At 67.6% G+C, this 25,793-nt stretch carries 26 protein-coding genes and 1 tRNA gene; 22 read left to right on the forward strand and 5 right to left on the reverse strand.

The window, feature by feature from the left end; genetic code table 11:
* Positions 1 to 4 precede the first annotated feature (4 nt).
* Positions 5 to 77, reverse strand: a tRNA-Arg gene (locus tag LC041_RS08750).
* A gap of 16 nt (positions 78 to 93) precedes the next feature.
* The gene (locus tag LC041_RS08755; RefSeq protein WP_226532726.1) at positions 94 to 909 is read right to left on the reverse strand and encodes an SGNH/GDSL hydrolase family protein; all 816 of its coding nucleotides are present in this window, start codon (positions 907 to 909) and stop codon (positions 94 to 96) included.
* 92 nt (positions 910 to 1,001) lie between these two features.
* Here LC041_RS08755 and argS point away from each other — a divergent pair, with 92 nt between their 5' ends.
* Both argS and LC041_RS08765 read left to right on the forward strand, forming a co-directional pair.
* Complete coding sequence (gene argS / locus LC041_RS08760; protein WP_226532727.1) at positions 1,002 to 2,666, forward strand: arginine--tRNA ligase; 1,665 nt, start codon at positions 1,002 to 1,004, stop codon at positions 2,664 to 2,666.
* Between the two features lie 10 nt (positions 2,667 to 2,676).
* Positions 2,677 to 3,522 carry an LmeA family phospholipid-binding protein gene (locus LC041_RS08765; RefSeq protein ID WP_226532728.1) on the forward strand — a complete coding sequence of 282 codons (846 nt, stop codon included), beginning with the start codon at positions 2,677 to 2,679 and terminating at the stop codon, positions 3,520 to 3,522.
* A 25-nt stretch (positions 3,523 to 3,547) separates the two neighbouring features.
* Here LC041_RS08765 and LC041_RS08770 read toward each other — a convergent pair whose 3' ends face one another.
* Positions 3,548 to 4,594, reverse strand: a complete 1,047-nt coding sequence (locus LC041_RS08770; RefSeq protein WP_226532729.1) for a YihY/virulence factor BrkB family protein — start codon at positions 4,592 to 4,594, stop codon at positions 3,548 to 3,550.
* Positions 4,595 to 4,743: 149 nt separating this feature from the next.
* Between LC041_RS08770 and lysA the strand changes: the two genes are divergently transcribed.
* The 6 genes from lysA (at position 4,744) to LC041_RS08800 (ending at position 12,092) form a co-directional block, all read left to right on the forward strand.
* Positions 4,744 to 6,162, forward strand: a complete 1,419-nt coding sequence (lysA, locus tag LC041_RS08775) for a diaminopimelate decarboxylase (protein WP_226532730.1) — start codon at positions 4,744 to 4,746, stop codon at positions 6,160 to 6,162.
* Between the two features lie 21 nt (positions 6,163 to 6,183).
* Positions 6,184 to 7,488, forward strand: coding sequence for a homoserine dehydrogenase (locus LC041_RS08780; RefSeq protein ID WP_226532731.1), 1,305 nt, complete (start codon positions 6,184 to 6,186; stop codon positions 7,486 to 7,488).
* A 2-nt stretch (positions 7,489 to 7,490) separates the two neighbouring features.
* Positions 7,491 to 8,453 carry a homoserine kinase gene (thrB, locus tag LC041_RS08785; protein WP_226532732.1) on the forward strand — a complete coding sequence of 321 codons (963 nt, stop codon included), beginning with the start codon at positions 7,491 to 7,493 and terminating at the stop codon, positions 8,451 to 8,453.
* 143 nt (positions 8,454 to 8,596) lie between these two features.
* Positions 8,597 to 10,558, forward strand: a complete 1,962-nt coding sequence (gene rho / locus LC041_RS08790) for a transcription termination factor Rho (protein ID WP_226532733.1) — start codon at positions 8,597 to 8,599, stop codon at positions 10,556 to 10,558.
* Positions 10,559 to 10,569: 11 nt separating this feature from the next.
* Complete coding sequence (prfA, locus tag LC041_RS08795) at positions 10,570 to 11,649, forward strand: peptide chain release factor 1 (RefSeq protein ID WP_047520447.1); 1,080 nt, start codon at positions 10,570 to 10,572, stop codon at positions 11,647 to 11,649.
* 35 nt (positions 11,650 to 11,684) lie between these two features.
* Positions 11,685 to 12,092 (forward strand): phage holin family protein, encoded by a 408-nt coding sequence (locus LC041_RS08800; RefSeq protein ID WP_226532734.1) that lies wholly within the window; start codon positions 11,685 to 11,687, stop codon positions 12,090 to 12,092.
* Positions 12,093 to 12,114: 22 nt separating this feature from the next.
* On the opposite strand, the gene epsC is transcribed toward LC041_RS08800, so the two are convergent.
* Together epsC and cysK are read right to left on the reverse strand one after the other, a co-directional pair.
* Positions 12,115 to 12,684, reverse strand: a complete 570-nt coding sequence (gene epsC, locus LC041_RS08805; RefSeq protein WP_226532735.1) for a serine O-acetyltransferase EpsC — start codon at positions 12,682 to 12,684, stop codon at positions 12,115 to 12,117.
* Positions 12,685 to 12,692: 8 nt separating this feature from the next.
* Positions 12,693 to 13,631, reverse strand: coding sequence for a cysteine synthase A (gene cysK, locus LC041_RS08810; RefSeq protein ID WP_226532736.1), 939 nt, complete (start codon positions 13,629 to 13,631; stop codon positions 12,693 to 12,695).
* A 99-nt stretch (positions 13,632 to 13,730) separates the two neighbouring features.
* Here cysK and prmC point away from each other — a divergent pair, with 99 nt between their 5' ends.
* The 14 genes from prmC to LC041_RS08880 all read left to right on the forward strand — a co-directional run bounded on the left by prmC (position 13,731) and on the right by LC041_RS08880 (position 25,755).
* A complete protein-coding gene (gene prmC, locus LC041_RS08815; RefSeq protein ID WP_226532737.1) occupies positions 13,731 to 14,591 on the forward strand; it encodes a peptide chain release factor N(5)-glutamine methyltransferase in 861 nt (286 codons plus the stop codon).
* Positions 14,592 to 14,643: 52 nt separating this feature from the next.
* Positions 14,644 to 15,372, forward strand: a complete 729-nt coding sequence (locus tag LC041_RS08820) for an L-threonylcarbamoyladenylate synthase (RefSeq protein ID WP_226532738.1) — start codon at positions 14,644 to 14,646, stop codon at positions 15,370 to 15,372.
* Complete coding sequence (locus LC041_RS08825) at positions 15,369 to 16,538, forward strand: MraY family glycosyltransferase (protein ID WP_226532739.1); 1,170 nt, start codon at positions 15,369 to 15,371, stop codon at positions 16,536 to 16,538. Before LC041_RS08820 ends, LC041_RS08825 begins: the two co-directional genes overlap by 4 nt.
* Positions 16,538 to 17,056, forward strand: coding sequence for a hypothetical protein (locus tag LC041_RS08830; protein ID WP_226532740.1), 519 nt, complete (start codon positions 16,538 to 16,540; stop codon positions 17,054 to 17,056). Before LC041_RS08825 ends, LC041_RS08830 begins: the two co-directional genes overlap by 1 nt.
* A 144-nt stretch (positions 17,057 to 17,200) precedes the next feature.
* Positions 17,201 to 17,986 carry a F0F1 ATP synthase subunit A gene (gene atpB, locus LC041_RS08835; protein ID WP_264189128.1) on the forward strand — a complete coding sequence of 262 codons (786 nt, stop codon included), beginning with the start codon at positions 17,201 to 17,203 and terminating at the stop codon, positions 17,984 to 17,986.
* A gap of 45 nt (positions 17,987 to 18,031) precedes the next feature.
* Positions 18,032 to 18,271 (forward strand): ATP synthase F0 subunit C, encoded by a 240-nt coding sequence (gene atpE / locus LC041_RS08840; RefSeq protein WP_045265023.1) that lies wholly within the window; start codon positions 18,032 to 18,034, stop codon positions 18,269 to 18,271.
* A gap of 27 nt (positions 18,272 to 18,298) precedes the next feature.
* Positions 18,299 to 18,853 carry a F0F1 ATP synthase subunit B gene (locus tag LC041_RS08845; protein WP_226532741.1) on the forward strand — a complete coding sequence of 185 codons (555 nt, stop codon included), beginning with the start codon at positions 18,299 to 18,301 and terminating at the stop codon, positions 18,851 to 18,853.
* Positions 18,853 to 19,644: a F0F1 ATP synthase subunit delta gene (locus LC041_RS08850; protein WP_226532742.1), complete on the forward strand. Its 792-nt coding sequence runs from the start codon at positions 18,853 to 18,855 to the stop codon at positions 19,642 to 19,644. Before LC041_RS08845 ends, LC041_RS08850 begins: the two co-directional genes overlap by 1 nt.
* Positions 19,645 to 19,691: 47 nt before the next feature.
* Entirely contained in the window at positions 19,692 to 21,332 is a 1,641-nt protein-coding gene (atpA, locus tag LC041_RS08855) for a F0F1 ATP synthase subunit alpha (RefSeq protein ID WP_226532743.1), read from the forward strand.
* A gap of 19 nt (positions 21,333 to 21,351) precedes the next feature.
* Positions 21,352 to 22,251 carry a F0F1 ATP synthase subunit gamma gene (locus tag LC041_RS08860; RefSeq protein ID WP_226532744.1) on the forward strand — a complete coding sequence of 300 codons (900 nt, stop codon included), beginning with the start codon at positions 21,352 to 21,354 and terminating at the stop codon, positions 22,249 to 22,251.
* A gap of 21 nt (positions 22,252 to 22,272) precedes the next feature.
* Positions 22,273 to 23,727 (forward strand): F0F1 ATP synthase subunit beta, encoded by a 1,455-nt coding sequence (atpD, locus tag LC041_RS08865; RefSeq protein ID WP_226532745.1) that lies wholly within the window; start codon positions 22,273 to 22,275, stop codon positions 23,725 to 23,727.
* Between the two features lie 2 nt (positions 23,728 to 23,729).
* Positions 23,730 to 23,990 carry a F0F1 ATP synthase subunit epsilon gene (locus tag LC041_RS08870; RefSeq protein WP_017830988.1) on the forward strand — a complete coding sequence of 87 codons (261 nt, stop codon included), beginning with the start codon at positions 23,730 to 23,732 and terminating at the stop codon, positions 23,988 to 23,990.
* Between the two features lie 76 nt (positions 23,991 to 24,066).
* Positions 24,067 to 24,813: a YaaA family protein gene (locus tag LC041_RS08875; protein ID WP_226532746.1), complete on the forward strand. Its 747-nt coding sequence runs from the start codon at positions 24,067 to 24,069 to the stop codon at positions 24,811 to 24,813.
* A gap of 117 nt (positions 24,814 to 24,930) precedes the next feature.
* Positions 24,931 to 25,755, forward strand: a complete 825-nt coding sequence (locus LC041_RS08880) for a large exoprotein (RefSeq protein ID WP_226532747.1) — start codon at positions 24,931 to 24,933, stop codon at positions 25,753 to 25,755.
* Positions 25,756 to 25,793 lie beyond the last annotated feature (38 nt).

Consider the following 25,793-nt stretch of genomic DNA (forward strand, 5'->3'; position numbering starts at 1 on the left):
GTTGTGCCCCCGACAGGAGTCGAACCTGCGACCTACGGTACCGGAAACCGGCGCTCTATCCACTGAGCTACGGAGGCGTACCGATCGACAATATCACTCGTCGGGGGTGGTCTCCGACCCGCCCGCCTCGGTGACCGGCGCGGCGCGCATCTCGTCGAGCGCGGCGGCGACCTTTTCGGCAAGGTATCGGTGTCCGGCCGTCGAAGGATGCCGGCGTCCCAGGTCGACATCGATCACGTCGAGATAGTTCTGTGCGGTGATCCAGCCTTGGGCGATGGGTGAGATGTACCACCAGCCTCGTGCCGCGGCGAGCTCACCCAGATCCGTGTCGATGCGAGCGGTCGTCGCGCCCACGGGGAGCTCATGCGGTGCCGGGCCGAGCACGACGATCGCCGCCTCCGGGTACTTCGCAGCCATCGCGTCCCAGGCGGCGGACACGGCCTCGCGGTAGCCGGCGACGCCCTGTTTCCGGTCGTTGATGGATCCCTGCAAGATCACGAGGTCGGGGGAGAGGGCGGGGTCGAGTGCGGCGATGCGCTCGCCGAAGGTCGGGCCGTCGATGCCGGGCTTCAGGTATCCGCTGCCGCGGACGCCGTTCACGATCGTCTCGCCGTCGATCAGGCTCGCCAGGACGTAGGCGTAGCCGAGGGTCGGCACGGTCGCCGCTGAGCCGAAGGTCCAGGAGTCGCCGAAGACCAGAACGGTCGGGTGCTCGGGCAAGGTGAGGGGAGAGGGCGCGATCGCTTCGGCCGCGGTGTCTGCGCCGTTGTCTGCGGCGCCCACCGGTGCCGCAGAGGGAAGCGGGACCCATGGCCGCCACATGCCGAGAATGCCTGCTGCCACGGCGAGAAGGAGGGCGAGGGCTACTCCTGTGCGGCGCAGCCGGCGGCGGGGGACGGAGGCCTTCATGGGACGAGAGTAGATCACGCCGAGCCGATTGCGAATTCCCCTCGCTCCGTGCCACCGGATGGCACCACCGCGCCCCGTAAACTGAGAAGGCTATGAACCCCGAATCGCTCGCCGCCGCCGTCCTTGCCGTCCTCGCACCGATCGCCGAGGAACGACGTCCCGGCGAGCCGCTGGAGCTCACCTCCGCCGACATCGTTCTCGAGCGTCCGCGCAACCGCGACCATGGGGACTGGGCGTCGAACATCGCCATGCGCCTGGCCAAGCCGTTCGGCACGAACCCGCGGGAGCTCGCCCAGCAGATCGCCGAGGGCCTTGGTGAGATCGAGGGGATCGCGAGCGCCGAGGTGGCCGGTCCCGGGTTCATCAACATCCGCCTCGACGCGGCCGCAGCCGGTGCCCTGGCGCAGGTCATCGTCGACGCGGGCTCCGCCTATGGCACCAACGCATCTCAGGAAGGCGTCAGCGTCAACGTCGAGTTCGTCTCGGCGAACCCGACCGGGCCGTTGCATATCGCGCACACGCGGTGGGCCGCGCTCGGCGACTCGATCGTCCGCCTGCTCCTCGCGAGCGGTGCGAAAGCCGTCCGGGAGTACTACATCAACGATGCCGGCGCGCAGATGGACCGCTTCGCGAGTTCCGTGCTCGCCGCGGCGAAGGGCGAGCCCACCCCCGAGGGCGGCTATCCGGGCGAGTACATCACGACGCTCGCCGGTCGCGTCCTCGATGCGCGCCCCGATCTGCTCGAGCTGCCTGACGATGAGCAGCTGGCCGTGGCGCTGGAGCTCGCCTACGAGTTCCAGCTCGCCGAGATCAGGTCCTCCCTCGGCCGCTTCAACGTCCCTTTCGACGTGTGGTTCTCCGAGCGCGCACTGCACGCGAAGGATGCGTCGGGGGAGAGTCTGATCGACCGGGCCGTCGATCGTCTGCGCGAGCAGGGCCACGTGTTCGACGAAGACGGTGCGGTCTGGGTGCGCACCACCGACTTCGGCGATGACAAGGATCGTGTCATCCGCCGCTCGAACGGCGAGTACACCTACTTCGCCGCCGACGCCGCCTATTACCTGAACAAGGGTGACCGCGGATTCCAGAACAAGATCTACCTGCTCGGCGCGGACCACCACGGTTACGTCCACCGACTCAAGGCGGTCGCCGGCGCCGCGGGGGAGGACCCGGAGAAGAACGTGGAAGTGCTGATCGGGCAGATGGTCTCGATCAACGGCGCCCGTCTCAGCAAGCGTGCCGGCAACATCATCGAGATGGACGATCTGCTCGACTGGCTCGGCACGGATGCGCTGCGCTACTCGCTGGAGCGCTCGCCCGCAGACTCGCCGCTCGATCTCGATCCCGAACTGCTTCAGAAGCGCACCAACGACAACCCGGTGTTCTACGTGCAGTACGCCCATGCCCGGACGCACAACGTCGCCCGCAACGCCGCCGACTCGGGTGTCGACCGCTCCGAGTTCGCTCCGGAGACCCTCACGCACGAATCCGAGGCCGCCCTCCTCGGGGCGCTGCAGGAGTTCCCTCGCATCGTCGCGTTCGCGGCCCAGGTGCGAGAGCCCCATCGTGTCGCGAGGTACCTCGAGGAGCTCGCGGGTCTCTACCACCGCTGGTACGACAACTGCCGCGTGATTCCGCAGGGCGACGACCCGATCGAGGCGGTCCATCGCACCCGGCTGTGGTTGAACGATGCCGCCGGTCAGGTGTTCCGCAACGGGCTCGACCTTCTCGGGGTGAGCGCCCCCGAGCGCATGTGAAGGCCGCATCATGAGCGACGACAACCACACCCTGCCGTATCCCGAAGCCGGTGCCGAGCACCCGACGCTCGTGATCCCCGGTTCTTCGTCCTCACAAGCAACCGAGGGGGCGGCCCGGAGACGTCGCTGGCCGTGGGTGCTGCTGATCGTGGTGATCGTTCTGGCAGCGCTCGTCGTCGCCGCGGAGTTCGTGGCGCGCGCGGTGCTTCCCGGGATCGTGCGGTCGATCGTCGTCGAGCAGCTCGATCTTCCTGCAGACCAGCAGCTCGATGTCGAGACGGAGGGCCTGGTGCTCCCGCAGCTCATCGGCGGAACGCTGGAGTCTCTGCATCTGTCGACCGATTCGGTCACCCTCGAAGGCATCACGGGGGCGGCTGACGTCACCGCGACCGGTGTCCCGCTGCGCGGCGGCGAGCTCGGCGGCGCATCCGGGACGATCCGCGTCGATCAGGAGCAGTTCACCGGCCTTCTCAGAGGAACGGATCTGCCCATCGAGTCCGTCGAGCTCGAGGCTCCGAACGCGACCGTGAGCGGATCGATCAACGTGTTCGGTGCGGCTGTGCCGCTCTCGCTGACCGTCACTCCGGGCGTCGTCGATGGCGACCTCCAACTCACCCCGGTGGCCGCGAGCATCGGCGGGCTCGACATCGACCTCGATCAGGTCGGCTCCACACTCGGATCGCTCGGCCAGGAGGTCACGAAACCGCAGCGGGTGTGCATCGCCGATCAGCTCCCCGCCGGCCTCACCCTCACCAGGCTCGAGATCGTCGATGGTGCAGCGGTGATCGACGTCGACGTCGATGGCGCGATCGTCACGGACGCGTCGTTGCAGGACAAGGGCGTCTGCCCGAGCTGAGTACCGCGAGCGTCGCGGTGTCGTGTCAGTGCGACGTCTCCTCCGCTGCGGTCTCCTGCGCGGCACGCAGCTCCGCGGTCGCGATCCGCACTTCGACCTCGGCCCGCTGCAGACGCCGCTGAGCGAAGGTGGTCGCCGCGTAGCGCGCATGCACGCGGTCCGACGCCTCCTCCTCGGCTGTGACGATGTAGGCGCACGCGAACAGCATCACCTGCGCGGAGAAGTTCAGCCAGATCAGCAGCGCGAGCAGAGTCGCGAAGGAAGCGAGGAGCGGGTTGCTCGTCGCACCGCCGACGAACAGTCCGGACAGCTCCTGCAGGACCAGGAGTCCGAAGGCGCCGAGCAGAGCGCCCGACCACAGCGAGCGGGCGGCGGGGCGCACTCCCGAAAGCAGGCGGAAGACACCGATGATCAGCGCCACGTCGAGGGCGTACACGACCAGGAGCGACAGCAGACGCACGCCCCATGCCGCAACGGGGGAATCGGACGGGAGGCCGAGGAGGTCGGCGATCCAGGTCACTCCGAGCTGTCCGACGAACGTGAGCCCCGCAGAGACGACGAATGCCAAGCCGATGCCGAGTGCGAGGGCGAGGTTGCGCAGGATGACCCAGATCCACAGGATGTCGTCCTGCAGCGTGCCGGCGAGCACGCGCACCGCCGTGCGCAAGGAGCCGATGGCGCCCAATGCGGCACCCACGAGGGCGATCAGGGAGATGATCCCTGCGATGGAGAAGGAGGCGGGCGTACGGAGCGCGTCCGGATCGATCACCCCCTCTTTTCCGATCAATCCCGGCACGGCCGTCTCTACGGCGTCGACGATCGCCTGCCACGCGGCCGGATTCCCCGCGAGCCACAGCGCAGCGATCGAGAATCCGAGGAGCACACCCGCGAACACGCTGAACAACGCGCGGTAGGTGATGCTGTCGGCGAGCATCGGCCCGCGCCGCTCGCTGTAGAGCAGCGCCGCGCGCACCGGGCGTCGAGCCAGCGCCCAGGCGATGAGCGGGCCCGTGATGCGTGCGACCAGTCCGGGGCGGGCGGGGGAGTCTGTCGATGATTCGGTGTTCGCCACGCCCCCACCCTAGGAGGCGGGAACCGCTCATCACAGGGGGCTTGACGTCGAGCGTCACTCTGACCAGGGTGGCGGGGCCGGTGCCCTAGAATCGGGACAACCTCGATGTGCGCCCGCTCGCCCGAGATCCTTCCCACGATTGGTGATCAGTGCTTCCCCCTGCCGCTTCGCTCGCCCCGGACTGGCTCGTCGTCCCCGAGGACGCGAACGATCTCGCCCACGGCGTCTGGCCCGAGTCCGCCATGCGCGACGATGACGGTGTGATCGCCATCGGGGGCGTCAGCGCCTCCGCGCTCGCCCGTACCTACGGCACGCCGCTGCTGGTCCTCGATGAGGACGAGGTGCGGGGGCGCGCGCGACGGTTCCGTGAGGCGTTCGATCGAGCGGCCGCCGACAACGGCACCACGGCCCAGGTCTACTACGCGGGCAAGGCGTTCCTCTGCACGACTGTGGCGCGGTGGGTGGTCGATGAGGGGCTCCGCATCGACGTCTGCACCGGAGGGGAGCTCGCGGTCGCGCTCGCCGCGGGTGTCGCCCCGGCATCCCTCGGCTTCCACGGCAACAACAAGTCGGTCGCCGAACTGGAGCGTGCCGTCGAGGTCGGAGTCGGCACGGTCATCGTGGACAGCACGATCGAGATCGAACGGCTCGCCGCCATCACCGCCCGCACCGGCGCCACGCAGCGTGTGCTGGTGCGCGTGATCAGCGGTGTGCACGCAGAGACCCACGACTTCCTCGCCACGGCCCACGAGGATCAGAAGTTCGGCTTCCCCTTGCTCGACGCGGAGGCGGCCGTCGCCCGTATCCGTGAGGTTCCCGGCCTGGTGTTCGCAGGTCTGCACTGTCACATCGGTTCGCAGATCTTCGGCGTCGCGGGCTTCCGCGAGTCGGCGTCGCGCGTGCTCGACCTGCACGCCACTCTGCTCCAGGACGGCCCGGTGCCGCAGCTCAACCTCGGCGGCGGCTTCGGCATCGCCTACACGCGCGTCGATGATCCGACGCCGATCGAGGAACTCGCCGGCGAGATCATCGCCGCCGTCGCTGAGGGCTGCGCCGCGCGCGGGATCCCGATGCCTGCTCTGTCGTTCGAACCCGGCCGCGCGATCGTCGGTACCGCCGGTGTCACCATCTATGAGGTCGGCACCACCAAGGACGTGACGGTGGAGTCGGGCGCTGTGCGCCGCTACGTCAGCGTGGACGGCGGGATGAGCGACAACGCGCGCCCCGCTCTGTACGGCGCGCAGTTCTCCGCACGCCTCGCATCGCGGGGAGGAACGGGGGAGCCGCGCCTGAGCCGCGTCGTCGGCAAGCACTGTGAATCGGGCGACATCGTGGTCGACCACGAGTATCTGCCCGAGGACCTCGTGCCCGGGGACCTCCTGGCCGTACCGGCGACCGGCGCGTACTGCGTCTCGTTGGCCAGCAACTACAACCACGTTCCGCGTCCGCCGGTCATCGCCGTGCGGGACGGGCGTTCGACGGTCATCGTCCGGGGCGAGACCATCGAGGATGTGCTGGCCCGAGACGCGGGCATCGACGGGGCACAGGCCGCCGGTCGAGACCAATGATCCACCTCCGAAGGAGTAACCATGACTGACTACCGACGACTTCGTGTGGCACTGCTGGGTGCGGGAGCGGTCGGCTCCCAGGTCGCGGCGCTCCTGCTGCGACACGGTGACGAGCTGGCAGACAGGGCCGGTGCCGAGCTGGAGCTCGCCGGCATCGCCGTGCGCGATGTGAACGCGCCGCGCGACGTCGATCTCCCCGCAGAGCTGTTCACCACGGATGCAGAGTCGCTGGTCCTCGGCGCGGACATCGTGATCGAGCTCATCGGCGGCATCGAGCCGGCCCGCAGCACGATTCTGCAGGCGATCGGCGCTGGTGCCGACGTGGTCACGGCCAACAAGGCGCTGCTGGCGACCCACGGCCCTGAACTCTTCGAAGCGGCCGACCGCGTCGGCGCTTCCGTGTACTACGAGGCCGCGGCAGCAGGAGCCATCCCGATCATCCGACCCCTGCGCGACTCGCTGGCCGGCGACCGTGTGGTGCGCATCATGGGCATCGTGAACGGCACCACGAACTACATCCTCGATCGGATGGACAGCGAGGGCGCCGACTTCGCCGACGTGCTTGCCGACGCGCAGCGCCTCGGCTACGCCGAGGCCGACCCGACCGCCGACGTCGAAGGCTACGATGCCGCGCAGAAGGCCGCGATCCTCGCCAGCCTCGCTTTCCACACCGCGGTGCCGCTCGACGCCGTGTACCGCGAGGGCATCACGTCGATCACACCGTCGATGATCGAGGAAGCGCGCGCAGCGGGTTTCGTGATCAAGCTGCTCGCCGTGTGCGAGCGGATCGAGGCGAACGGCGCCGAGTCGATCTCGGTGCGCGTGTACCCGGCGCTGGTCCCGAACTCCCACCCCCTGGCATCGGTGCACGGCGCCAACAACGCCGTGTTCGTCGAGGCCGAGGCCGCCGGATCGCTCATGTTCTACGGCGCGGGTGCCGGTGGCGTGCAGACCGCGTCCGCCGTGCTCGGCGATGTGGTCTCGGCGGCGCGTCGCCACATCGCAGGCGGCGTCGGCGTGGGCGAGTCGACGCGCGCGAACCTTCCGGTCGTTCCCATCGGGCACGTCACCACGCGCTACCAGATCACGCTCGAGGTCTCGGATGCGCCGGGTGTGCTCGCCACGGTCGCGAGCATCCTCAGTGACGGGGGAGTCTCGGTCGCGACGGTCGTGCAGACCGTCGAAGGCGAGGACGAGCCGACCGCGCGACTGATCATCGGCACCCACCGCGCAACGGAGCAGGCGCTCAGCGCCACTGTCGACGCCCTCGCCGACAGCGCGGTCGTGGCGCGTGTCGTGTCGGTGCTCCGCGTGGAAGGCGAATGACGGTGGCGTCAGCGCAGCCCCCGGTCGACGAGACACCCGTCGAGCGGCGCACCGTCGAGGTGCGGGTTCCTGCGACCAGTGCGAACCTCGGTCCAGGATTCGACACACTGGGCCTTGCCCTGAGCATCTACGACACGCTCCAGGTGACAGCATTGCCCGCCGGCGAGCTCGAGATCGAGGTCACGGGTTCCGGTGCAGCGGAGATCCCGCGGGATGCGTCGAACCTCATCGTCCGGACGATCGCCTACGTCTTCGCGGATGCGGGCCGACCGGTGCCCGGGTTGCGCATCGTCGCCGAGAACGGCGTGCCGCACGGCCGCGGCCTCGGCTCTTCGGGCGCTGCCGTCGCCGCCGGAGTGCTCGCGGCGAAGGGTCTCCTGGCGGGCGACGTCGAGATCGACGACACCGATCTGCTGCGCCTGGCCACCGAGATCGAGGGGCACCCGGACAACGTCGCTCCCGCGCTCTTCGGCGGCTTGACGATCGCCTGGATGGGAGAGCGCGGGCCGCAGCACAAGAAGCTGCTCGTGCACCGTGGTGTCTCGCCGCTCGTCCTCGTGCCGGCCTACACGATGTCGACATCGCAGGCGCGTTCGCTGCAGCCGCCGCAGGTGTCCACGGCCGATGCGGTGTTCAACGTCTCGCGTTCGGCCCTGTTGATCGCCGCCCTCATGCAGAGCCCGGAACTGCTCCTGGATGCGACTGCCGATCGGCTCCATCAGGACTATCGGGCCGGGGCCATGCCGGAGACCCAGCGGCTCGTGCAGGCGCTGCGCAAGGCAGGCTTCGCGGCGGTCGTCTCCGGTGCCGGTCCGAGCGTTCTCGTCCTGGCGGATGGGCCGGGGAGCCGTCAGGACGCGGTGGAGTTGGCCGACCAGGTCACGGACACCCCGTGGGAGGCGCTCCTGCTCGCAGTCGACGTTCGTGGTGGTACAGTGGGGACTCGAGCGGAGGGCTCCACGTAACGACGTGAATCTGGCCCCATTGCAACTCTTGCAAGACCCGCACGCAAACCCTTGAGGCACAAGTGCCGAGGCTGGCTGGCGCTGAGCGTCGGCCCGTGCGATCGTGCGCAGCACCCGTTGTGCGCGTTCAACGCTCATTCCCCATGACATATAAGGGAGTACTCGTGGAGAACCTCTCCGAGACCCAGAACGATTCGTCGGCTCCGGCCGCGGAAGCCGCTGCGGCGACCGCCGACTCGACCACCGAGAAGGCGCCTGCACGCAAGCGCGCACCGCGTCGCGCGAGCACCGCGTCGACCGCGGAGAAGGCCGAGAATGCCGAGAACGCCGAACAGGTCGAGAAGCCGGCGGCGACCAAGACCACGAAGGCGAGGACGACGAAGACGGCTGCCGCGAAGAAGAGCGAGGCGGCAGCTGCGGAGACCGACGCCGGGACGCCGGAGACGGCGCCGAAGGCCAAGGCACCGCGTCGGAGCCGAGCGAAGAAGGCGGACGCCGAGGCCCCCGCTGCGGATGCCGCCCCGTCGGACGTCCCCGCAGCAGACGCCGCCCCGGCTGAACCCGCCGCGGAATCCGCGCCGAAGTCGACGGGACGCGGTCGCCGCGGTGCGCAGAAGTCGACGCCCGACGATGAGGCGCCTGCAGCGGCTCCGGCGGCGGACTCAGGACCGGACACCGCTCCCGCCGAGGCTTCTCAGAAGAGCGATTCCGGCGCCGATTCCGCAGACGGCGGCGAGGAGCAGGGCGGACGTGGTCGTAACCGCAACCGCAGCCGCAACCGTGGACGTGGCCAGAACAACTCGTCGCAGGAGCAGCAGGCTCAGCAGGCCGGGGATGACGAGCAGGCCGGTGGCAGCAGCAACCGCAACCGCCAGCGCAACAAGCGCCGCAACGGCGCTCCCGCCGACGAGTTCGACACCGAGATCGGCGAGGACGACGTCCTGATCCCGATCGCCGGCATCCTCGACGTCCTCGACAACTACGCGTTCGTCCGTACGACCGGCTACCTCGCCGGTCCGAGCGATGTCTACGTCTCGCTCGGACAGGTGAAGAAGTACAACCTCCGCAAGGGCGACGCCGTCGTCGGATCGATCAAGCAGCCCCGCGAAGGTGAGCAGCAGGGCCGTCAGAAGTACAACGCGCTCGTCAAGGTCGACTCGATCAACGGTCTGTCGATCGACGATGCGGCCACGCGGGTGGAGTTCGGCAAGCTTACCCCGCTCTACCCGCAGGAGCGGCTGCGCCTGGAGACGGCGCCCGAGAAGCTGACGCAGCGCATCATCGACCTGGTCGCCCCGGTCGGCAAGGGGCAGCGCGGGCTGATCGTGGCTCCGCCCAAGGCAGGGAAGACGATCGTGCTGCAGCAGATCGCGAACGCGATCGCGCAGAACAATCCCGAGGTGCACCTCATGGTCGTGCTCGTCGACGAGCGCCCCGAGGAGGTCACCGACATGGAGCGCTCGGTCAAGGGCGAGGTCATCGCCTCGACGTTCGACCGCCCTGCCGAAGACCACACCACGGTGGCAGAGCTCGCGATCGAGCGTGCGAAGCGTCTGGTCGAGCTCGGCCGTGACGTCGTCGTGCTCCTCGACTCGATCACGCGCCTCGGCCGGGCCTACAACCTGGCGGCGCCGGCCTCCGGTCGCGTGCTCAGCGGCGGGGTCGACGCCTCGGCTCTCTACCCGCCCAAGCGCTTCTTCGGAGCTGCGCGCAACATCGAGAACGGTGGATCGCTCACCATCCTCGCCACCGCTCTGGTCGAGACCGGGTCGAAGATGGACGAGGTCATCTTCGAGGAGTTCAAGGGCACCGGCAACAGTGAGCTGCGTCTGTCCCGCGCTCTCGCAGACAAGCGCATCTTCCCGGCGGTCGACGTGAACGCGTCCAGCACCCGTCGCGAGGAGATGCTGCTGTCGGCCGATGAGGTCAAGATCACGTGGAAGCTGCGTCGCGCCCTCGCCGGCCTCGACCAGCAGCAGGCGCTCGAGGTCGTCCTCGGCAAGCTCAAGGAGACCAACTCGAACGTCGAGTTCCTCGTGCAGATGCAGAAGTCGATCCCCACGCTCCCCTCGGGCGCGCACGGGCACGACAACAACATCCGCTGAGCGGCCGAGCCGTGTTCGAGTCCGTCCAGACTCTGATCGACGAGCACCGCCGGGTGCAGGAGGAGCTCTCCGACCCGGCGGTGCACGCCGATGCTGCACGCGCGAAGCGTGTCAACCGTCGCTATGCGGAGCTGTCGCGCATCGTCGCCGCCTACGAAGCGTGGGTCGCGGCGACGGACGACCTGGAGACGGCTCGCGAGTTCGCTCGGGAGGACGAGTCCATCGCCGCAGAGATTCCGGCGATGGAAGAGGAACTGCAGGAGTCCCAGGAGCGCCTGCGTCGTCTGCTCATCCCGCGTGACCCGGACGACGCCCGCGACGTGATCATGGAGATCAAGGCCGGTGAGGGCGGTGCGGAGTCCGCCCTGTTCGCGGCGGATCTGCTGCGCATGTATATCCAGTACGCCGCCTCCAAGGGCTGGAAGACGGAGCTCCTGGAGCGCAACGAGTCCGACCTGGGCGGCTACAAGGACGTGCAGGTCGCGATCAAGGGTTCGTCCTCCGACCCCGCGCAGGGCGTCTGGGCGCATCTGAAGTACGAAGGTGGTGTGCATCGTGTGCAGCGCGTACCGGCCACCGAGTCGCAAGGACGCATCCACACCTCCACGACGGGCGTGCTGGTCTTCCCCGAGGTGGACGAGCCCGAGGAGATCCACATCGATCAGAACGATCTGAAGATCGATGTCTTCCGCTCATCCGGCCCGGGGGGACAGTCGGTGAACACGACGGATTCCGCGGTACGCATCACCCACGTTCCCACGGGCATCGTCGTGTCGATGCAGAACGAGAAGTCGCAGTTGCAGAACCGCGAGGCCGGGATGCGTGTGCTCCGCGCCCGACTGCTCGCGAGGCAGCAGGAGGAGCTCGACGCCGCCGCCTCCGACGCGCGACGCTCGCAGATCCGCGGAATGGACCGCTCCGAGCGCATCCGCACGTACAACTTCCCGGAGAATCGGATCGCGGATCACCGTACGGGCTTCAAGGCGTACAACCTCGATCAGGTGATGGACGGCGCGCTGGATCCGTTGATCGAGAGCGCGATCACCGCGGATGAGGAAGCGCGGCTCGCCGCACTCGGCGCCGAGTCCTGACGCGCGGAAGCGTCGTCGAGCGCTAGGCTCGGGCCGTGATCACACTCTTGTTCCGCGGTCTCATGTACGTGGTGTCGGCCGGCATAGGCCTGATCGTCGCCGATCTCGCCCTCGAAGGGTTCCGGATCGAATGGGACAAGTGGTGGGGCTTCGTCATCTGCATTCTCATCTTCGCGATCCTGCAGAGCGTTCTGGCGCCGTGGGTCGGCAAGATGGCGAACCGCTACACCCCCGTGCTCATGGGCGGCATCGGCATCTTCTCGACCCTGATCTCCCTGATCATCGTGGTGCTGCTGCCGATCGGCGGCCTCCGCATCACCGATCTCACTGGCTGGCTTCTCGGCGCGGTGATCGTGTGGCTGATCACCGCGCTGGGCAGCGTCCTGCTGCCGCTGATCTTCCTGCGCAAGAAGGTCGAGTCGGTCAAGGGCACCCGACGCTGAGATGTGCGGCGACGCCCGCTGATCAGATCGCGTAGTCCGGTGCAGTGAGCAGCGCGCGGGTGTCTTCGCCGACGTCGCGCCGTCGTGGCTTGGCGGGTACTCCGACCAGCACGCTGTCGGCGGGGGCATCGCGGGTGACGACCGCGTTCGCGCCGACGACGGAGCCGGCGCCGATCGTCACCGGGCCGAGGATCTTCGCACCGGCGCCTACGGCCACGCCGTCCTCGAGCGTCGGGTGGCGTTTCCCCGGGGTGCGCGTGCGTCCGCCGAGGGTGACGCCGTGATACAGCATCACATCGTCACCGACCTCGCTCGTCTCGCCGATCACCACACCCATGCCGTGGTCGATGAAGAAACGACGCCCGATCTTCGCGCCGGGGTGGATCTCGATCCCGGTCATCCAGCGTGACAGTTGCGATCCGGCGCGCGCGAGCAGGCGGAATCTGCGGCGCCAGAGCGCGTGCGAGACACGGTGCGCCCAGATCGCATGGAGGCCCGGGTACAGCAGCGCCACTTCGACGGCGCTGCGTGCGGCCGGATCACGGAGACGGGCTGCCGCGATGTCCTCGCGCATTCGTCCGATCATGCTCATCGGATGTCTCAGTCTTCGCGCAGATCCTCGAACAGCGCGGTGGACAGGTAGCGCTCACCGGTGTCCGGGACGACGACGACGATCGTCTTGCCCGCGTTCTCGGCGCGGGCGGCCACCTTCAGCGCCGCGGACACGGCGGCGCCGGAGGACATGCCGACGAGCAGACCCTCCTTCGCAGCGAGGTCACGGGCGACGCGGAGGGACTCGTCGAACTCGGCGGTGATGATCTCGTCGATCACATCGCGGTCGAGCACATCCGGGACGAAGTTCGGGCCGATGCCCTGGATCTTGTGCGGACCGGGGTGCCCCTCGCTGAGGACGGGGGAGTCCTTGGGTTCGACGGCGATGACCTGTACGCCGGGTTTCGCAGCCTTGAGAGCCTGTCCGGTGCCGGTGACGGTTCCGCCGGTTCCGACCCCGGCGATGAAGACGTCGATCTCGCCGTCGGTGTCGCGGAGGATCTCCTGCGCCGTGGTCTCGCGGTGGATCTGCGGGTTCGCCGGGTTCTCGAACTGACGGATCCAGATCGCGCCCGGTGTCTCGGCGACGATGCGCTTGGTCTCCTCGATGGCACCGCTCATGCCCTTGGTGGGGTCCGTGAGCACGATCTGGGCGCCGAACGCCTTGAGCAGGACCCGGCGCTCCTTCGACATGGAAGCCGGCATCGTGAGGATGACACGGTAGCCACGTGCCGCTCCGACCATCGCGAGAGCGATGCCGGTGTTGCCGCTGGTCGACTCGACGATCGTGCCACCCGGCTTCAGCTCGCCTGAGGCCTCGGCGGCGTTGATCATCGCGATGCCGATGCGGTCCTTCACGCTGGACGCAGGGTTGTAGTACTCGAGCTTGGCGAGCACGGTGGCTCCCAGGCCTTCGGTCACGCGGTTCAGACGAACGAGGGGCGTGTTGCCGAAAGCGGTCGTGATGTCGGAGTGGATGCCGGGCATGAGGAGCCTTCCTGTGCGGGATCGCTGCCGGACCAGCCTAAGGGAGCGGGGCGTCGACGGCGCCTATGTGACAGGCGCTTGCGCTCTACGCTGGAAGGCATGTCCGACACCTCTCTGGCGGCGCACGTCCGTGCCGCAGCCCAGCGCCTGGCCGATGCCGGCGTCCCGGATCCCCTTGTCGACGCCGAACTGCTCGCAGGTCATGTCCTCGGTCGTCGACGCGGGGAGGTGCAGGCCGGCATCGTCCGGGGAGACGGCCTCGACGAGGAGAAGGCCGCGGTTCTGGACGCCGTGGTGACGCGCAGGGCCGCACGCGAACCGCTTCAGCACATCACGGGCTCGGCGCCCTTCCGTCACCTCGAACTGGCTGTCGGGCCCGGCGTCTTCGTGCCTCGACCGGAGACGGAGACCGTCGTGCAGTACGCGATCGACGCGTTGCTGAGTTCTCCCGAGCCGGCACCGATCGGCGTCGACCTCGGCACGGGGAGCGGCGCCATCGCTCTGGCGATGGCCAGTGAAGTCCCGCACGCACGTGTCTTCGCCGCGGAGGTTTCCGAAGACGCTCACGCCTGGGCGCGGCGCAACGTCGAAGGCGTCGAGAACCTGACGCTCGTGCTCTCCGACCTGAGGGAGGCCTTCACCGAGCTGGATGGCACGGCGACGGTCGTGATCTCGAATCCGCCGTACGTTCCCGATGAGGCGATACCGCGCGACCCCGAGGTCCGGCTCTTCGACCCCGCCCTGGCCCTCTACGGGGGCGAGGACGGCCTCGACGTCGTGCGGGCGCTCAGCGCGCGTGCGCTGCGTCTGCTGCATCCCGGTGGGCTTCTGGTCATCGAGCACGGCGAGTTGCAGGGTGAGCCCATCCGCGACATCCTGGCTGCGGACGGGTGGCGGGGCGCGGCGACGCATCGCGATCTCACCCTGCGCGACCGGACGACCACGGCACTCAGGCCCTGATCAGCAGCCTCCGAGCATCCGACGCACCTGCGCGGCATAGAATCGAAACGACATGTCAACCATCTTCGACTGCCGCGACGAATCGCAGCTGCTCGCCGGCATGCGCCATGCGCGCCAGGCGATCGGCCGTGGCGACCTCATCGTGATGCCCACCGACACCGTCTACGGCGTCGCTGCCGACGCTTTCTCACCGGCCGCCGTTCAGCGGCTCCTCGATGCGAAGGGGCGGGGTCGCGATCAGCCGCCGCCCGTTCTCATCGGTACGAAAGAGACCCTCGCCGCTCTCGCCGAATCGGTACCGGAGCCGGTGGAACGGCTGGTCGAGGCGTTCTGGCCCGGCGGACTCACGATCGTTCTCCCCGCCCAGCCCTCGCTGGTGTGGGACCTCGGGGAGACCAGGGGGACCGTCGCCGTCCGCATGCCGGAGGGTCGCGTGGCGTTGGAGCTCCTCGCCGAGACCGGACCGCTCGCGGTGTCGAGCGCGAACCTCACCGGGCGGGAGGCGGCGATCTCCGCGCTCGACGCGGAGAAGATGCTGGGCGACAGCGTCGCCGTCTATCTGGCTGACGGGCTGAGCAGGGACGGCATCGCCTCCACGATCGTCGATGCCACGTCCTTGGTGCGTCGTGGCACGGACGCCGATACCGGAACGGTGCGCATCCTCCGCGACGGAGCGGTGACGCGTGAGCAGCTGCACGACGTGCTGGGCGACCTTCTCGAACCCGAGGAGCCGCAGGAGGGGCACGAGCACGCGGGGGAGCAGCAGGACGCGGATTCGTGAAGCAGTATCTCGCCACGATCATCCTGACCGCCGCGATCACCTTCGCGCTGACCTGGGCGGTCTGGCGACTGAGCCTTCGCTTCAAGCTGTATCCCGGTATCCGCGAGCGTGATGTGCACACCACTCCCACGCCGCGACTCGGCGGGGTGGCGATCTTCCTCGGTATCGCGGCCGCGTTCGGGTTCTCCGCGATCAACCCGTTCTTCCAGAGCATCTGGATTCCGCCGCAGACGATGTGGTCGATTCTCGGGGCGTCGCTGCTGATCGCCGTCATCGGAGTCGTGGACGACCTCTGGGACATCGACTGGATGATCAAGCTCGGAGCGCAGTTCCTGGCAGCCGGTGTCATCACCGTCGGCGGAGGGCTGCAGATCCTCTCGCTGCCCTTCGGCGACCTCATCGTGGTCTCGAGCTGGCTGAGCATCACGATCACGATGTTCGCGATCGTGATCGTTATGAACGCGGTGAACTTCATCGACGGGCTCGACGGTCTCGTCGCGGGCGTGTGTCTCATCTCCAACGGCGTCTTCTTCGCCTACTCGTACATCTTCACGCGCGACTCCGGCGCCTCGAGCTACTTCAATCTGTCGACCTTCCTGGCTGCGGTGCTCATCGGCGCCTGCCTCGGCTTCCTCCCGCTCAACTGGAGCCCGGCGAAGCTCTTCATGGGCGATTCCGGCGCCCTGGTGATCGGCCTGCTGATGGCGACCTCGGCAATCGCGATCACCGGTCAGATGGATCCGTCCGCATTGGATCCCGAACGTCTCGGACGTTCGCAGCTGGTCGGCGCCTTCCTGCCGATCCTGCTGCCCCTGCTCGTCGTGCTGCTGCCGCTCCTCGACTTCGGTCTCGCGGTGCTGCGTCGCATGAGCGCGGGGCGTTCGCCGTTCTCGCCCGACCGCAAGCACCTGCATCACCGGATGCTCGACCTGGGTCACCGTGACCGTGACGCGGTCCTCATCTTCTATGCGTGGACGGCCGTCATCTCGATCGCCGTCCTGCTGATGTACGTCGGGGCGCGGGAGGACTGGCTCGGACAATACCTGCCGGGTGTCGGCTTCGGCATCGTGGGCATCGCCGCCTGCCTCGTCGTCACCCTGAGCCCCACCCGCCGTCGGAAGAACACCGCGGCCGCCGAACCCGACACGACACCCGTGGAGTCCTGATGAGCCCGAGCCCCGTTTCCAGCACGCCGATCCTCCGGCGCACACTCATCGCGTCAGGGGTGGCGACCGCCGTGCTGGCGATCGTCGCGGGCGGTATCGGCTACGTCGTTGCCCAGGGCGAGGGGCTGATCAGCGGCCTGCTCGGCGTGCTGCTCGCCGCGGTGTTCCTGTCGATCACCGGTATCAGCATCCTCGTCGCCAACCGCTGGTACGGCGATCCCATCTACGTGCAGCTCTTCTTCGCCATCGTCCTCGGGGGATGGCTGCTCAAGCTGGGTCTGTTCGTGGTGGCGATGATCTTGCTCGCCGGGCAGCCGTGGCTGCATCCGATGGTCTTCTTCCTCTCGATCGTCGCCGGAGTGTTGATGTCTCTCGCGGTCGACGTCATCGTCCTCACTCGCATGAGGCTGCCCAACGTCAGCGATATCGCGCTTCCGACCGAGGTTCCCGAGGATCGTGCCCCCGGCCGGGCCGACGATGCGGGAGAAGGGCCCGGCGAGGAGGCTCCGCGGTCTTAGGGGACCCTCAGATTCTGATAGTGTTGAACCGTGCCCGCCGCTCGCCCGCGAGCGCTTGCGCTGTGTAGCACACCGACCATCGTCGCCCCGGTTTAGACCGGTGCCCCGAAGCTGGAGCCCGCGCTGTTTAATCTTGCTGCGACCCTGACCCCCCGACTGGCCTCCGACGGCGAGTTCCACGGACCTTCGATCGATGAGTTCTTCCCGGAGACGCTCTTCGAGATCGCCGGCATTCCGGTAAACCGGATCCACCTGATCCAGTTCCTCTCGGTCATCGCCGTCGTCCTCATCCTCTGGCTCGGCACCCGCCGTATGACGGTCGTCCCCGGCCGCTTCCAGAGTCTGGTCGAGATGGGGCTCGGGCTCGTCCGTGGCAACATCGCCCACGACCTGCTCGGCCGCAAGGACGGCGATCGGTTCCTCCCGATCCTCACCACGATCTTCTTCATGGTGCTGTTCATGAACATCACGGGAATCATCCCGTTCCTGAACATGCCGGGTACTGCGATCGTGGCCGTGCCACTCACGCTGGCCATCGTCAGCTACGTCACCTTCATCTACGCGGGCATCAAGCGCCACGGCCTCCGGTTCTTCAAGAATTCCCTCTTCCCGCAGGGCGTCCCCGGCTTCGCTCTTCCGATCGTGGCGATCATCGAGCTGATCTCGACCTTCATCCTGCGCCCCGTCACGCTGACGCTCCGTCTTCTCATGAACCTCGTCGTGGGGCACATGATCCTGGTGCTCGCGTTCGCGGCCACCCAGTTCTTCTTCTTCACCGCGGGCGGCGGCTGGGCCGCCCTCGGTGTCGGAACCCTCGCCTTCGGCGGCGCCTTCACCCTCTTCGAGGTCATGGTCGCCGTCCTTCAGGCCTACGTCTTCACCGTCCTCACCGCGGTCTACATCCAGCTCGCGGTCGCAGAAGAGCACTGAGCGGGCTAGGCAACTGCCTTCCCACCCAACGAAAGGAAAAACCCCGTGGACGCAACTACGGTTCTCGCTGAAATCAACGGTCACATCGGTGCGGTCGGCTACGGCCTCGCAGCGATCGGCCCGGCCATCGGTGTGGGCATCGTCGTCGGCAAGACCATCGAGGGCGTCGCTCGTCAGCCCGAGCTGGCCGGTCGTCTCCAGGTCCTCATGTGGATCGGTATCGCCTTCACCGAGGCGCTCGCGTTCGTCGGCATCGCCGTCGCGTTCATCCCGTTCCCCGCGTAATCCCCACCGACTTCTGAAGGAGACAGGATGCTGAACGCTCTTGTCACGAACCTCGCGGCAGAGGGGGAGGCCAAAAACCCCCTCATCCCCGCCTGGTACGACATCATCTGGTCGGGCTTCTGGTTCATCATCATCCTCGTCGTCGTGTGGAAGGTCGCCCTTCCCAAGCTGACGAAGATGCTCGACGAGCGGTCGGCCGCCATCGAAGGCAACATCGCGAAGGCCGACGAGGCACAGAAGCAGGCGGAAGCTGCTCTCGAGGAGTACACCCGCCAGCTCGCAGAGGCACGCACCGAAGCCGGTGAGATCCGAGAGGCCGCCCGTGAGGACGGCAAGAAGATCGTCGCCGAGGCGAAGGACGCCGCGACCGCTGAGGCCGCACGCATCACTGCCACCGCGCACACGCAGATCGAGGCCGAGCGCCAGACCGCTCTCGTCTCGTTGCGCAGCGAAGTCGGAACCCTCGCCCTCGACCTCGCCGGCGGCGTGGTCGGCGAGACGCTCTCCGATGACGCTCGTGCGACGGCCGTGGTCGACCGCTTCCTCGCCGAGCTCGAGGCATCCGAGAAGGCGGCCCAGTAATGGGAAGCGCGACCGTTCAGGCACTCGCGGCATCCACTCAGGCGCTTGCCGCAGCGAAGGGCGTCACCCTCGAGACCGCGAGCGAGCTCTTCGTCGCCGCGCGGGCTGCGGGGGAGTCGCCTCAGCTGAGCGGCGCGCTCGCTGACCCCGCGGCGTCGGTCGCGGCACGGCAGAAGGTCGTCTCCGCAGTTTTCGGCTCCCTCTCCGCCGGCGCTCAAAGCGTGCTGGCTTCGGCTGTCGCCGAGCGTTGGTCCACCGCTGACGAGCTCGTCGACGGGATCGAGGAACTCGCGATCCGCGCGGCCGCGATCGCGGATCCCGCGGCCGACATCGAGGGCGAGATCTTCGGATTCTCCCGCCTCGTCGCGGCCAACCCGGAGCTCGAGCTCGCACTCGGAAGCCGACTGGGCGGAGACGAGGCGAAGGGTGCTCTGGTCGAGCGTCTTCTCGCCGGCGGCTCCACCAGCGCGTCCGCAGCGCTGATCATCTCGTCGCTCGTGCGCCAGCCGCGCGAGCGTCGGGTTCGTCAACTGCTGAGTCGGGCGATCCGTATCGTCTCGAGCCAGCGCGGTCTCGTGGTCGCTACCGTCCACACCGCTTCCGAGCTGAGCGATGCGCAGCGTACCCGTCTGAGCGACGCTCTCTCGCGCCGCTATGACGGCGAGGTCTCGCTCAACGTCGTCATCGACCCCGCTGTCGTCGGAGGTCTGCGCGTGCAGATCGCCGATGACGTCATCGACGGCAGCATCTCCGCACGACTCGCCGACCTTCGCCAGAAGCTCGCGGGCTAACACGACTTCGCGCGGGGAACCGCGCACCCAGATACAAAGGGAAGACAATGGCAGAACTATCGATCAGCCCCGACGTCATCCGTGACGCGCTGAAGGACTTCGCCGCAGCATACGAGCCCACCGGCGCCGCGGCGACCGAGGTCGGCACCGTCATCGACGCCGCCGATGGCATCGCGCACGTCGAAGGACTGCCCGGTGTGATGGCGAACGAGCTCGTCACCTTCGCCGACGGCACCAAGGGCCTCGCGCTGAACCTCGACGAGCACGAGATCGGTGTCGTCGTGCTCGGTGACTTCACCGGCATCGAAGCGGGCCAGGAGGTCACCCGCACGGGTGAGGTCCTCTCCGTGCCCGTCGGCGACGGCTACCTCGGCCGCGTCGTCGACCCGCTCGGCAACCCGATCGACGGCCTCGGCGCCATCGCGACCGAGGGCGTGCGCGAGCTCGAGCTCCAGGCCCCGGGCGTCATGCAGCGCAAGTCGGTCCACGAGCCGATGCAGACGGGCATCAAGGCGATCGACGCCATGATCCCGGTCGGTCGTGGCCAGCGTCAGCTGATCATCGGCGACCGCCAGACCGGCAAGACGGCCATCGCGATCGACACGATCATCAACCAGAAGGCCAACTGGGAGTCGGGCGACGTCAGCAAGCAGGTTCGCTGCATCTACGTCGCGATCGGCCAGAAGGGCTCGACCATCGCTTCGGTGAAGGGCGCGCTCGAAGAGGCCGGCGCCCTGGAGTACACCACGATCGTGGCGGCTCCGGCCTCCGACCCCGCGGGCTTCAAGTACCTCGCCCCTTACACCGGTTCGGCCATCGGTCAGCACTGGATGTACGGCGGCAAGCACGTCCTGATCATCTTCGACGACCTGTCGAAGCAGGCCGAGGCCTACCGTGCCGTCTCGCTGCTCCTGCGTCGTCCGCCGGGCCGCGAGGCCTACCCGGGTGACGTCTTCTACCTGCACTCGCGTCTTCTCGAGCGTTGCGCGAAGCTGTCGGACGAACTGGGTGCCGGCTCGATGACGGGTCTCCCGATCATCGAGACGAAGGCCAACGACGTCTCGGCCTACATCCCGACCAACGTGATCTCGATCACCGACGGCCAGATCTTCCTGCAGTCCGACCTCTTCAACGCCAACCAGCGTCCGGCGGTCGACGTGGGTATCTCGGTCTCGCGAGTCGGTGGCGACGCGCAGGTCAAGTCGATCAAGAAGGTCTCGGGTACGTTGAAGCTCGAGCTCGCGCAGTACCGCTCGCTCGAAGCATTCGCGATGTTCGCTTCCGACCTCGACGCGGCTTCGCGTCGTCAGCTGTCCCGCGGTGCGCGCCTGACCGAGCTGCTCAAGCAGCCGCAGTACTCGCCGTACCCGGTCGAGGAGCAGGTCGTCTCGATCTGGGCCGGCACCAACGGCAAGCTGGACACGATCGAGGTCGAAGATGTGCTGCGCTTCGAGCGCGAGCTCCTCGACTACCTGCGTCGGAACACCAAGGTGCTTGACACGCTGCGCGAGACGAACGTCCTCGACGACGCCACGGTTGCGGAACTCGACAAGCAGACCGACAGCTTCATCCTGGAGTTCCAGGGTGGCAAGGGCCACGCCATCGGCGCCCCTGGCCACGAGGAGCACGCTGCGGCCGAGGCCGATGACGTCAACCAGGAGAAGATCGTCAAGGGTCGTCGCGCGTAATCGCGTGAGGTACTGACATATGGGCGCTCAACTCAGGGTCTACAAGCAGAAGATCTCTTCTGCTCAGACGACCAAGAAGATCACGAAGGCGATGGAACTCATCGCGGCTTCGCGCATTCAGAAGGCGATGGCACGCGTCAAGGCGTCCAGCCCCTTCGCGCGGGCCGTGACGAGGGCTGTGTCCGCCGTCGCGACGCACTCGAACGTCGACCACCCGCTCACCCGTGAGCCAGAGAACATCCGCCGCTCCGCGGTCGTGATCTTCTCGTCGGACCGCGGTCTCGCGGGAGCCTTCAACTCGCAGATCCTCCGTGAGGGCCTCGAGGTGGCGGAGCTCCTGCGCGAGCAGGGCAAGGAGCCGGTGTTCTACCTCGTCGGCCGCAAGGCAGTCGGTTACTTCCAGTTCCGTCGCATCGCGTCGGCCGCGGAGTGGACCGGCGACACCGACACCCCGTCGTTCCACACGGCGGAGGAGATCTCGCAGACTCTTCTCGAGGCCTTCTCCCGTGGCGGCGACGAGGGCGGCGTCGACGAGATCCACCTCGTGTACAACCGTTTCGTCAGCATGATGACGCAGTCGCCGGAGTCCGTGCGTCTGCTTCCGCTGGAGATCACGGAAGCCGATGAGTCGGAGGCGGGCAACACCGTTTACCCGCTGTACGAGTTCGAGCCGGATGCCGAGACCGTCCTCGACGCCATCCTGCCGGTGTACATCCAGAGCCGCGTCTTCAACGCGCTCCTGCAGTCCTCTGCTGCGAAGCAGGCGGCTACGCAGAAGGCGATGAAGTCGGCCAGCGACAACGCCGACAAGCTCATCACCGACTACACCCGTCTGCGCAACAACGCGCGCCAGGCGGAGATCACGCAGCAGATCGCGGAGATCGTCGGCGGCGCCGACGCCCTCTCGTCGAGCAAATAGACCCTCAGGAAAGAGACGAAAATGACCACCACCGCCACGGCTGACAAGCCGGCGACCGCGGTCGTCGGGCGCGTCGCACGCGTCAACGGTCCGGTTGTCGACATCGAGTTCCCTCATGACTCGATCCCCGACATCTACAACGCGCTGAAGACCACGATCGTCATCGGCGAGGAGTCGACCGAGATCACCCTCGAGGTCGCCCAGCACCTCGGTGACGACCTGGTTCGCGCCATCGCGCTGAAGCCGACCGACGGCATCGTCCGCGGTCAGGAGGTGCGCGACACGGGTGAGGCGATCTCCGTGCCCGTCGGCGACATCACCAAGGGCAAGGTGTTCAACGTGATCGGCGAGGTCCTCAACGGCGAGCCCGGTGAGACCATCGAGGTCACGGAGCGCTGGCCCATCCACCGCAAGGCCCCGAACTTCGACCAGCTCGAGTCGAAGACCACCATGTTCGAGACCGGCATCAAGTCGATCGACCTCCTGACCCCCTATGTGCAGGGTGGAAAGATCGGTCTGTTCGGCGGTGCCGGTGTCGGTAAGACCGTGCTCATCCAGGAGATGATCCAGCGTGTCGCGCAGGACCACGGTGGTGTGTCGGTGTTCGCGGGTGTCGGTGAGCGCACTCGTGAGGGCAACGACCTGATCCACGAGATGGAGGAGGCGGGCGTCTTCGACAAGACCGCGCTCGTCTTCGGCCAGATGGACGAGCCGCCGGGGACGCGTCTGCGTGTCGCCCTCTCGGCTCTGACGATGGCGGAGTACTTCCGCGATGTGCAGAAGCAGGACGTGCTCCTCTTCATCGACAACATCTTCCGCTTCACGCAGGCTGGTTCCGAGGTCTCCACGCTTCTGGGTCGCATGCCCTCCGCCGTGGGTTACCAGCCGAACCTCGCCGACGAGATGGGTCTCCTGCAGGAGCGCATCACGTCGACGCGTGGCCACTCGATCACGTCGCTGCAGGCAATCTACGTGCCGGCCGACGACTACACCGACCCGGCACCGGCGACGACCTTCGCGCACCTCGATGCGACGACCGAGCTTTCGCGTGAGATCGCCTCGAAGGGTCTGTACCCGGCAATCGACCCGCTGACCTCGACGTCGCGGATCATGGACCCCCGCTACTTGGGCGAGGACCACTACCGGGTGGCCACGACGGTCAAGCAGATCCTCCAGAAGAACAAGGAGCTGCAGGAGATCATCGCGATCCTCGGCGTCGACGAGCTCTCCGAGGAAGACAAGATCGTCGTGTCGCGTGCTCGCCGCATCCAGCAGTTCCTCTCGCAGAACACGTATATGGCGAAGAAGTTCACCGGTGTCGAGGGTTCGACGGTTCCGCTGAAGGACACGATCGAGTCGTTCGACGCGATCACCCGCGGTGACTTCGACCACGTGGCCGAGCAGGCGTTCTTCAACGTCGGTGGTATCTCCGACGTCGAAGAGCAGTGGGCGAAGATCCAGAAGGAGAACGGCTGACCATGGCGCTGCACGTCAGCCTCGTCTCCGCGGATGCGGAGGTCTGGACGGGAGAGGCGAGCCTCGTGGTCGCCAAGACCGTCGAGGGTGAGATCGGCTTCATGACCGGCCACGAGCCGGTGCTGGCCATCCTCGCCGAGGGGCAGGTCCGCATCACGCAGTCGGACGGCACCAAGGTACTGGCCAACGCGCAGGACGGGTTCCTCTCGATGGAGGGGGACACCCTGACGATCGTGGCCGGCAACGCGGCTCTCATCGCCTAGTTTCTCGTTTTCGTCGCGTCCGCCTCGGAACCCCTGTGGGTCCCGAGGCGGACGCGTCTGCATCCACCGAGGTTCCATGAAGATCCTGCTCCCTCCGTCCGAGACCAAGCGAGAAGGGGGTATCGGCACCCCGCTCGACCTTCACTCGCTGGCGCTGCCCGGTCTGACCACGCAACGGCGGGCTGTGCTGGATGCGCTCGTCGATCTCGCTGCCGACGAGGAAGAGTCGCGGCGGGTGCTGAAGCTGAGTGAGCGGCAGGCGGGCGACGTCGCGCACAACCGTCGGCTGCGAACGGCTCCCACGATGCCGGCGGTCGATCGGTACACGGGTGTCCTGTTCGATGCACTCGCGGCCTCCTCTCTCTCGAAGGCCTCCCGCCGGTGGGTGGGCGACCACGTCTGGATCCACAGTGCTCCGTTCGGTCCGGTCGGCGCTCTGGATCCGATACCGACGTATCGTCTCGCCGCGGGCACCTCACTCCCCGGCCTACCCGCTCTGCGTCGTCATTGGGCCGAGATGACCTCCGCAGCGTTCGCGGACGCGGCGCCGTCATTCGTGCTCGACCTCCGCAGTGAGGCGTACGTCGCTCTGGGGCCTGTTCCGGACAGCGTGCCCTCGGTGTATGTGCGGGTCGTCACAGCGCGCGGCAGGGCGTTGAACCACTTCAACAAGAAGTCCAAGGGACTGCTGGTACGCGCCCTCGCCGAGGACCGGCCCCGAAGCACGTCTCTCCGCGGCTTTCGTACGTGGGCGCGGTCCCAGGGTTTCACGCTACGAGATGGCGATCAGGCGGGAATCGTCGAGCTCGTCGTCGCGGAATAGTGGGCACTCCTCGCCGCTGACGCGCGTGCGCGCACCTCGTTGCCCGGGAGTCACGCGCACCGCTAGTGTGGTGTCGCGGCGTGAATCGCGTCCGTAAATTCAGATCCGGAGGGGATCATGAACTCCTACTACGACACGGGATACTTCGCCGTACTTTTCGGCATCATCATCTTCAGCGTCATCATCGGTCTTGCCGGATACGTGCTGGGCTCTCTCTTCTTGATGAAGATCTTCGACAAAGCAGGCGTCGAGGGCAAGTGGCGCGCGTGGGTGCCCGTCTACAACGCGATGATCTTCTTCAAGCTCGGTGACCTGAGCCCGTGGCTCGTCCTCTACGGAATCGGCGGTGCCGCGTTGCTGAGCTGGATCGGCATCGGCTATGCCTTCTCGCTGGCTCTTGCCGTCTTCTCCGCAATCGCCGCCTGGCGTGTCGGTCTCAAGCTCCAGAAGGACGCCGTCTGGGTCGTTCTCTACGTTTTCCTGAGCATCGTGTGGCTGGGTATCAACGCCTTCGACAAGTCTCGCTGGAACCCGAACATCCAGCCGGCGTCGTGGGCGTCGAACGGTTTCCTCGGAGACCGGACGGTCTGGAACGGGGTGCCGGTCCAGCCGGCTGCGGCAGCCCCGCAGCCAGGCTACGGTGCGCCGCAGGGATACACCCCGCCCGCGCAGCCCGGATACGCACCGCCTGCCCAGCCCGGATACGCACCGCCTGCCGGTCCTGCGGCGCCCGCGACAGGAGCCCCGGTTCCGCCGACGACGCCTCCGGCGCCCCCGGCTGCACCGCCCGCCGCGCCGTCGGCACCGCCCGCTGGCCCGCCGGCACCGCCCGCCGCGCCGTCGGCACCGCCCGCTGGCCCGCCGGCACCGCCCGCTGCGCCGCCGGCACCTCCGGCGGCTCCGCCCGCATCGCCCAACGATCCCACGCAGCCTCCGGCGTGACCATCTGACACAGAGCCTCCGACTTCGGTCGGGGGCTC

It is taken from the genome of Microbacterium paraoxydans (genome assembly GCF_020524545.1).
GTDB lineage: Bacteria > Actinomycetota > Actinomycetes > Actinomycetales > Microbacteriaceae > Microbacterium > Microbacterium paraoxydans_C.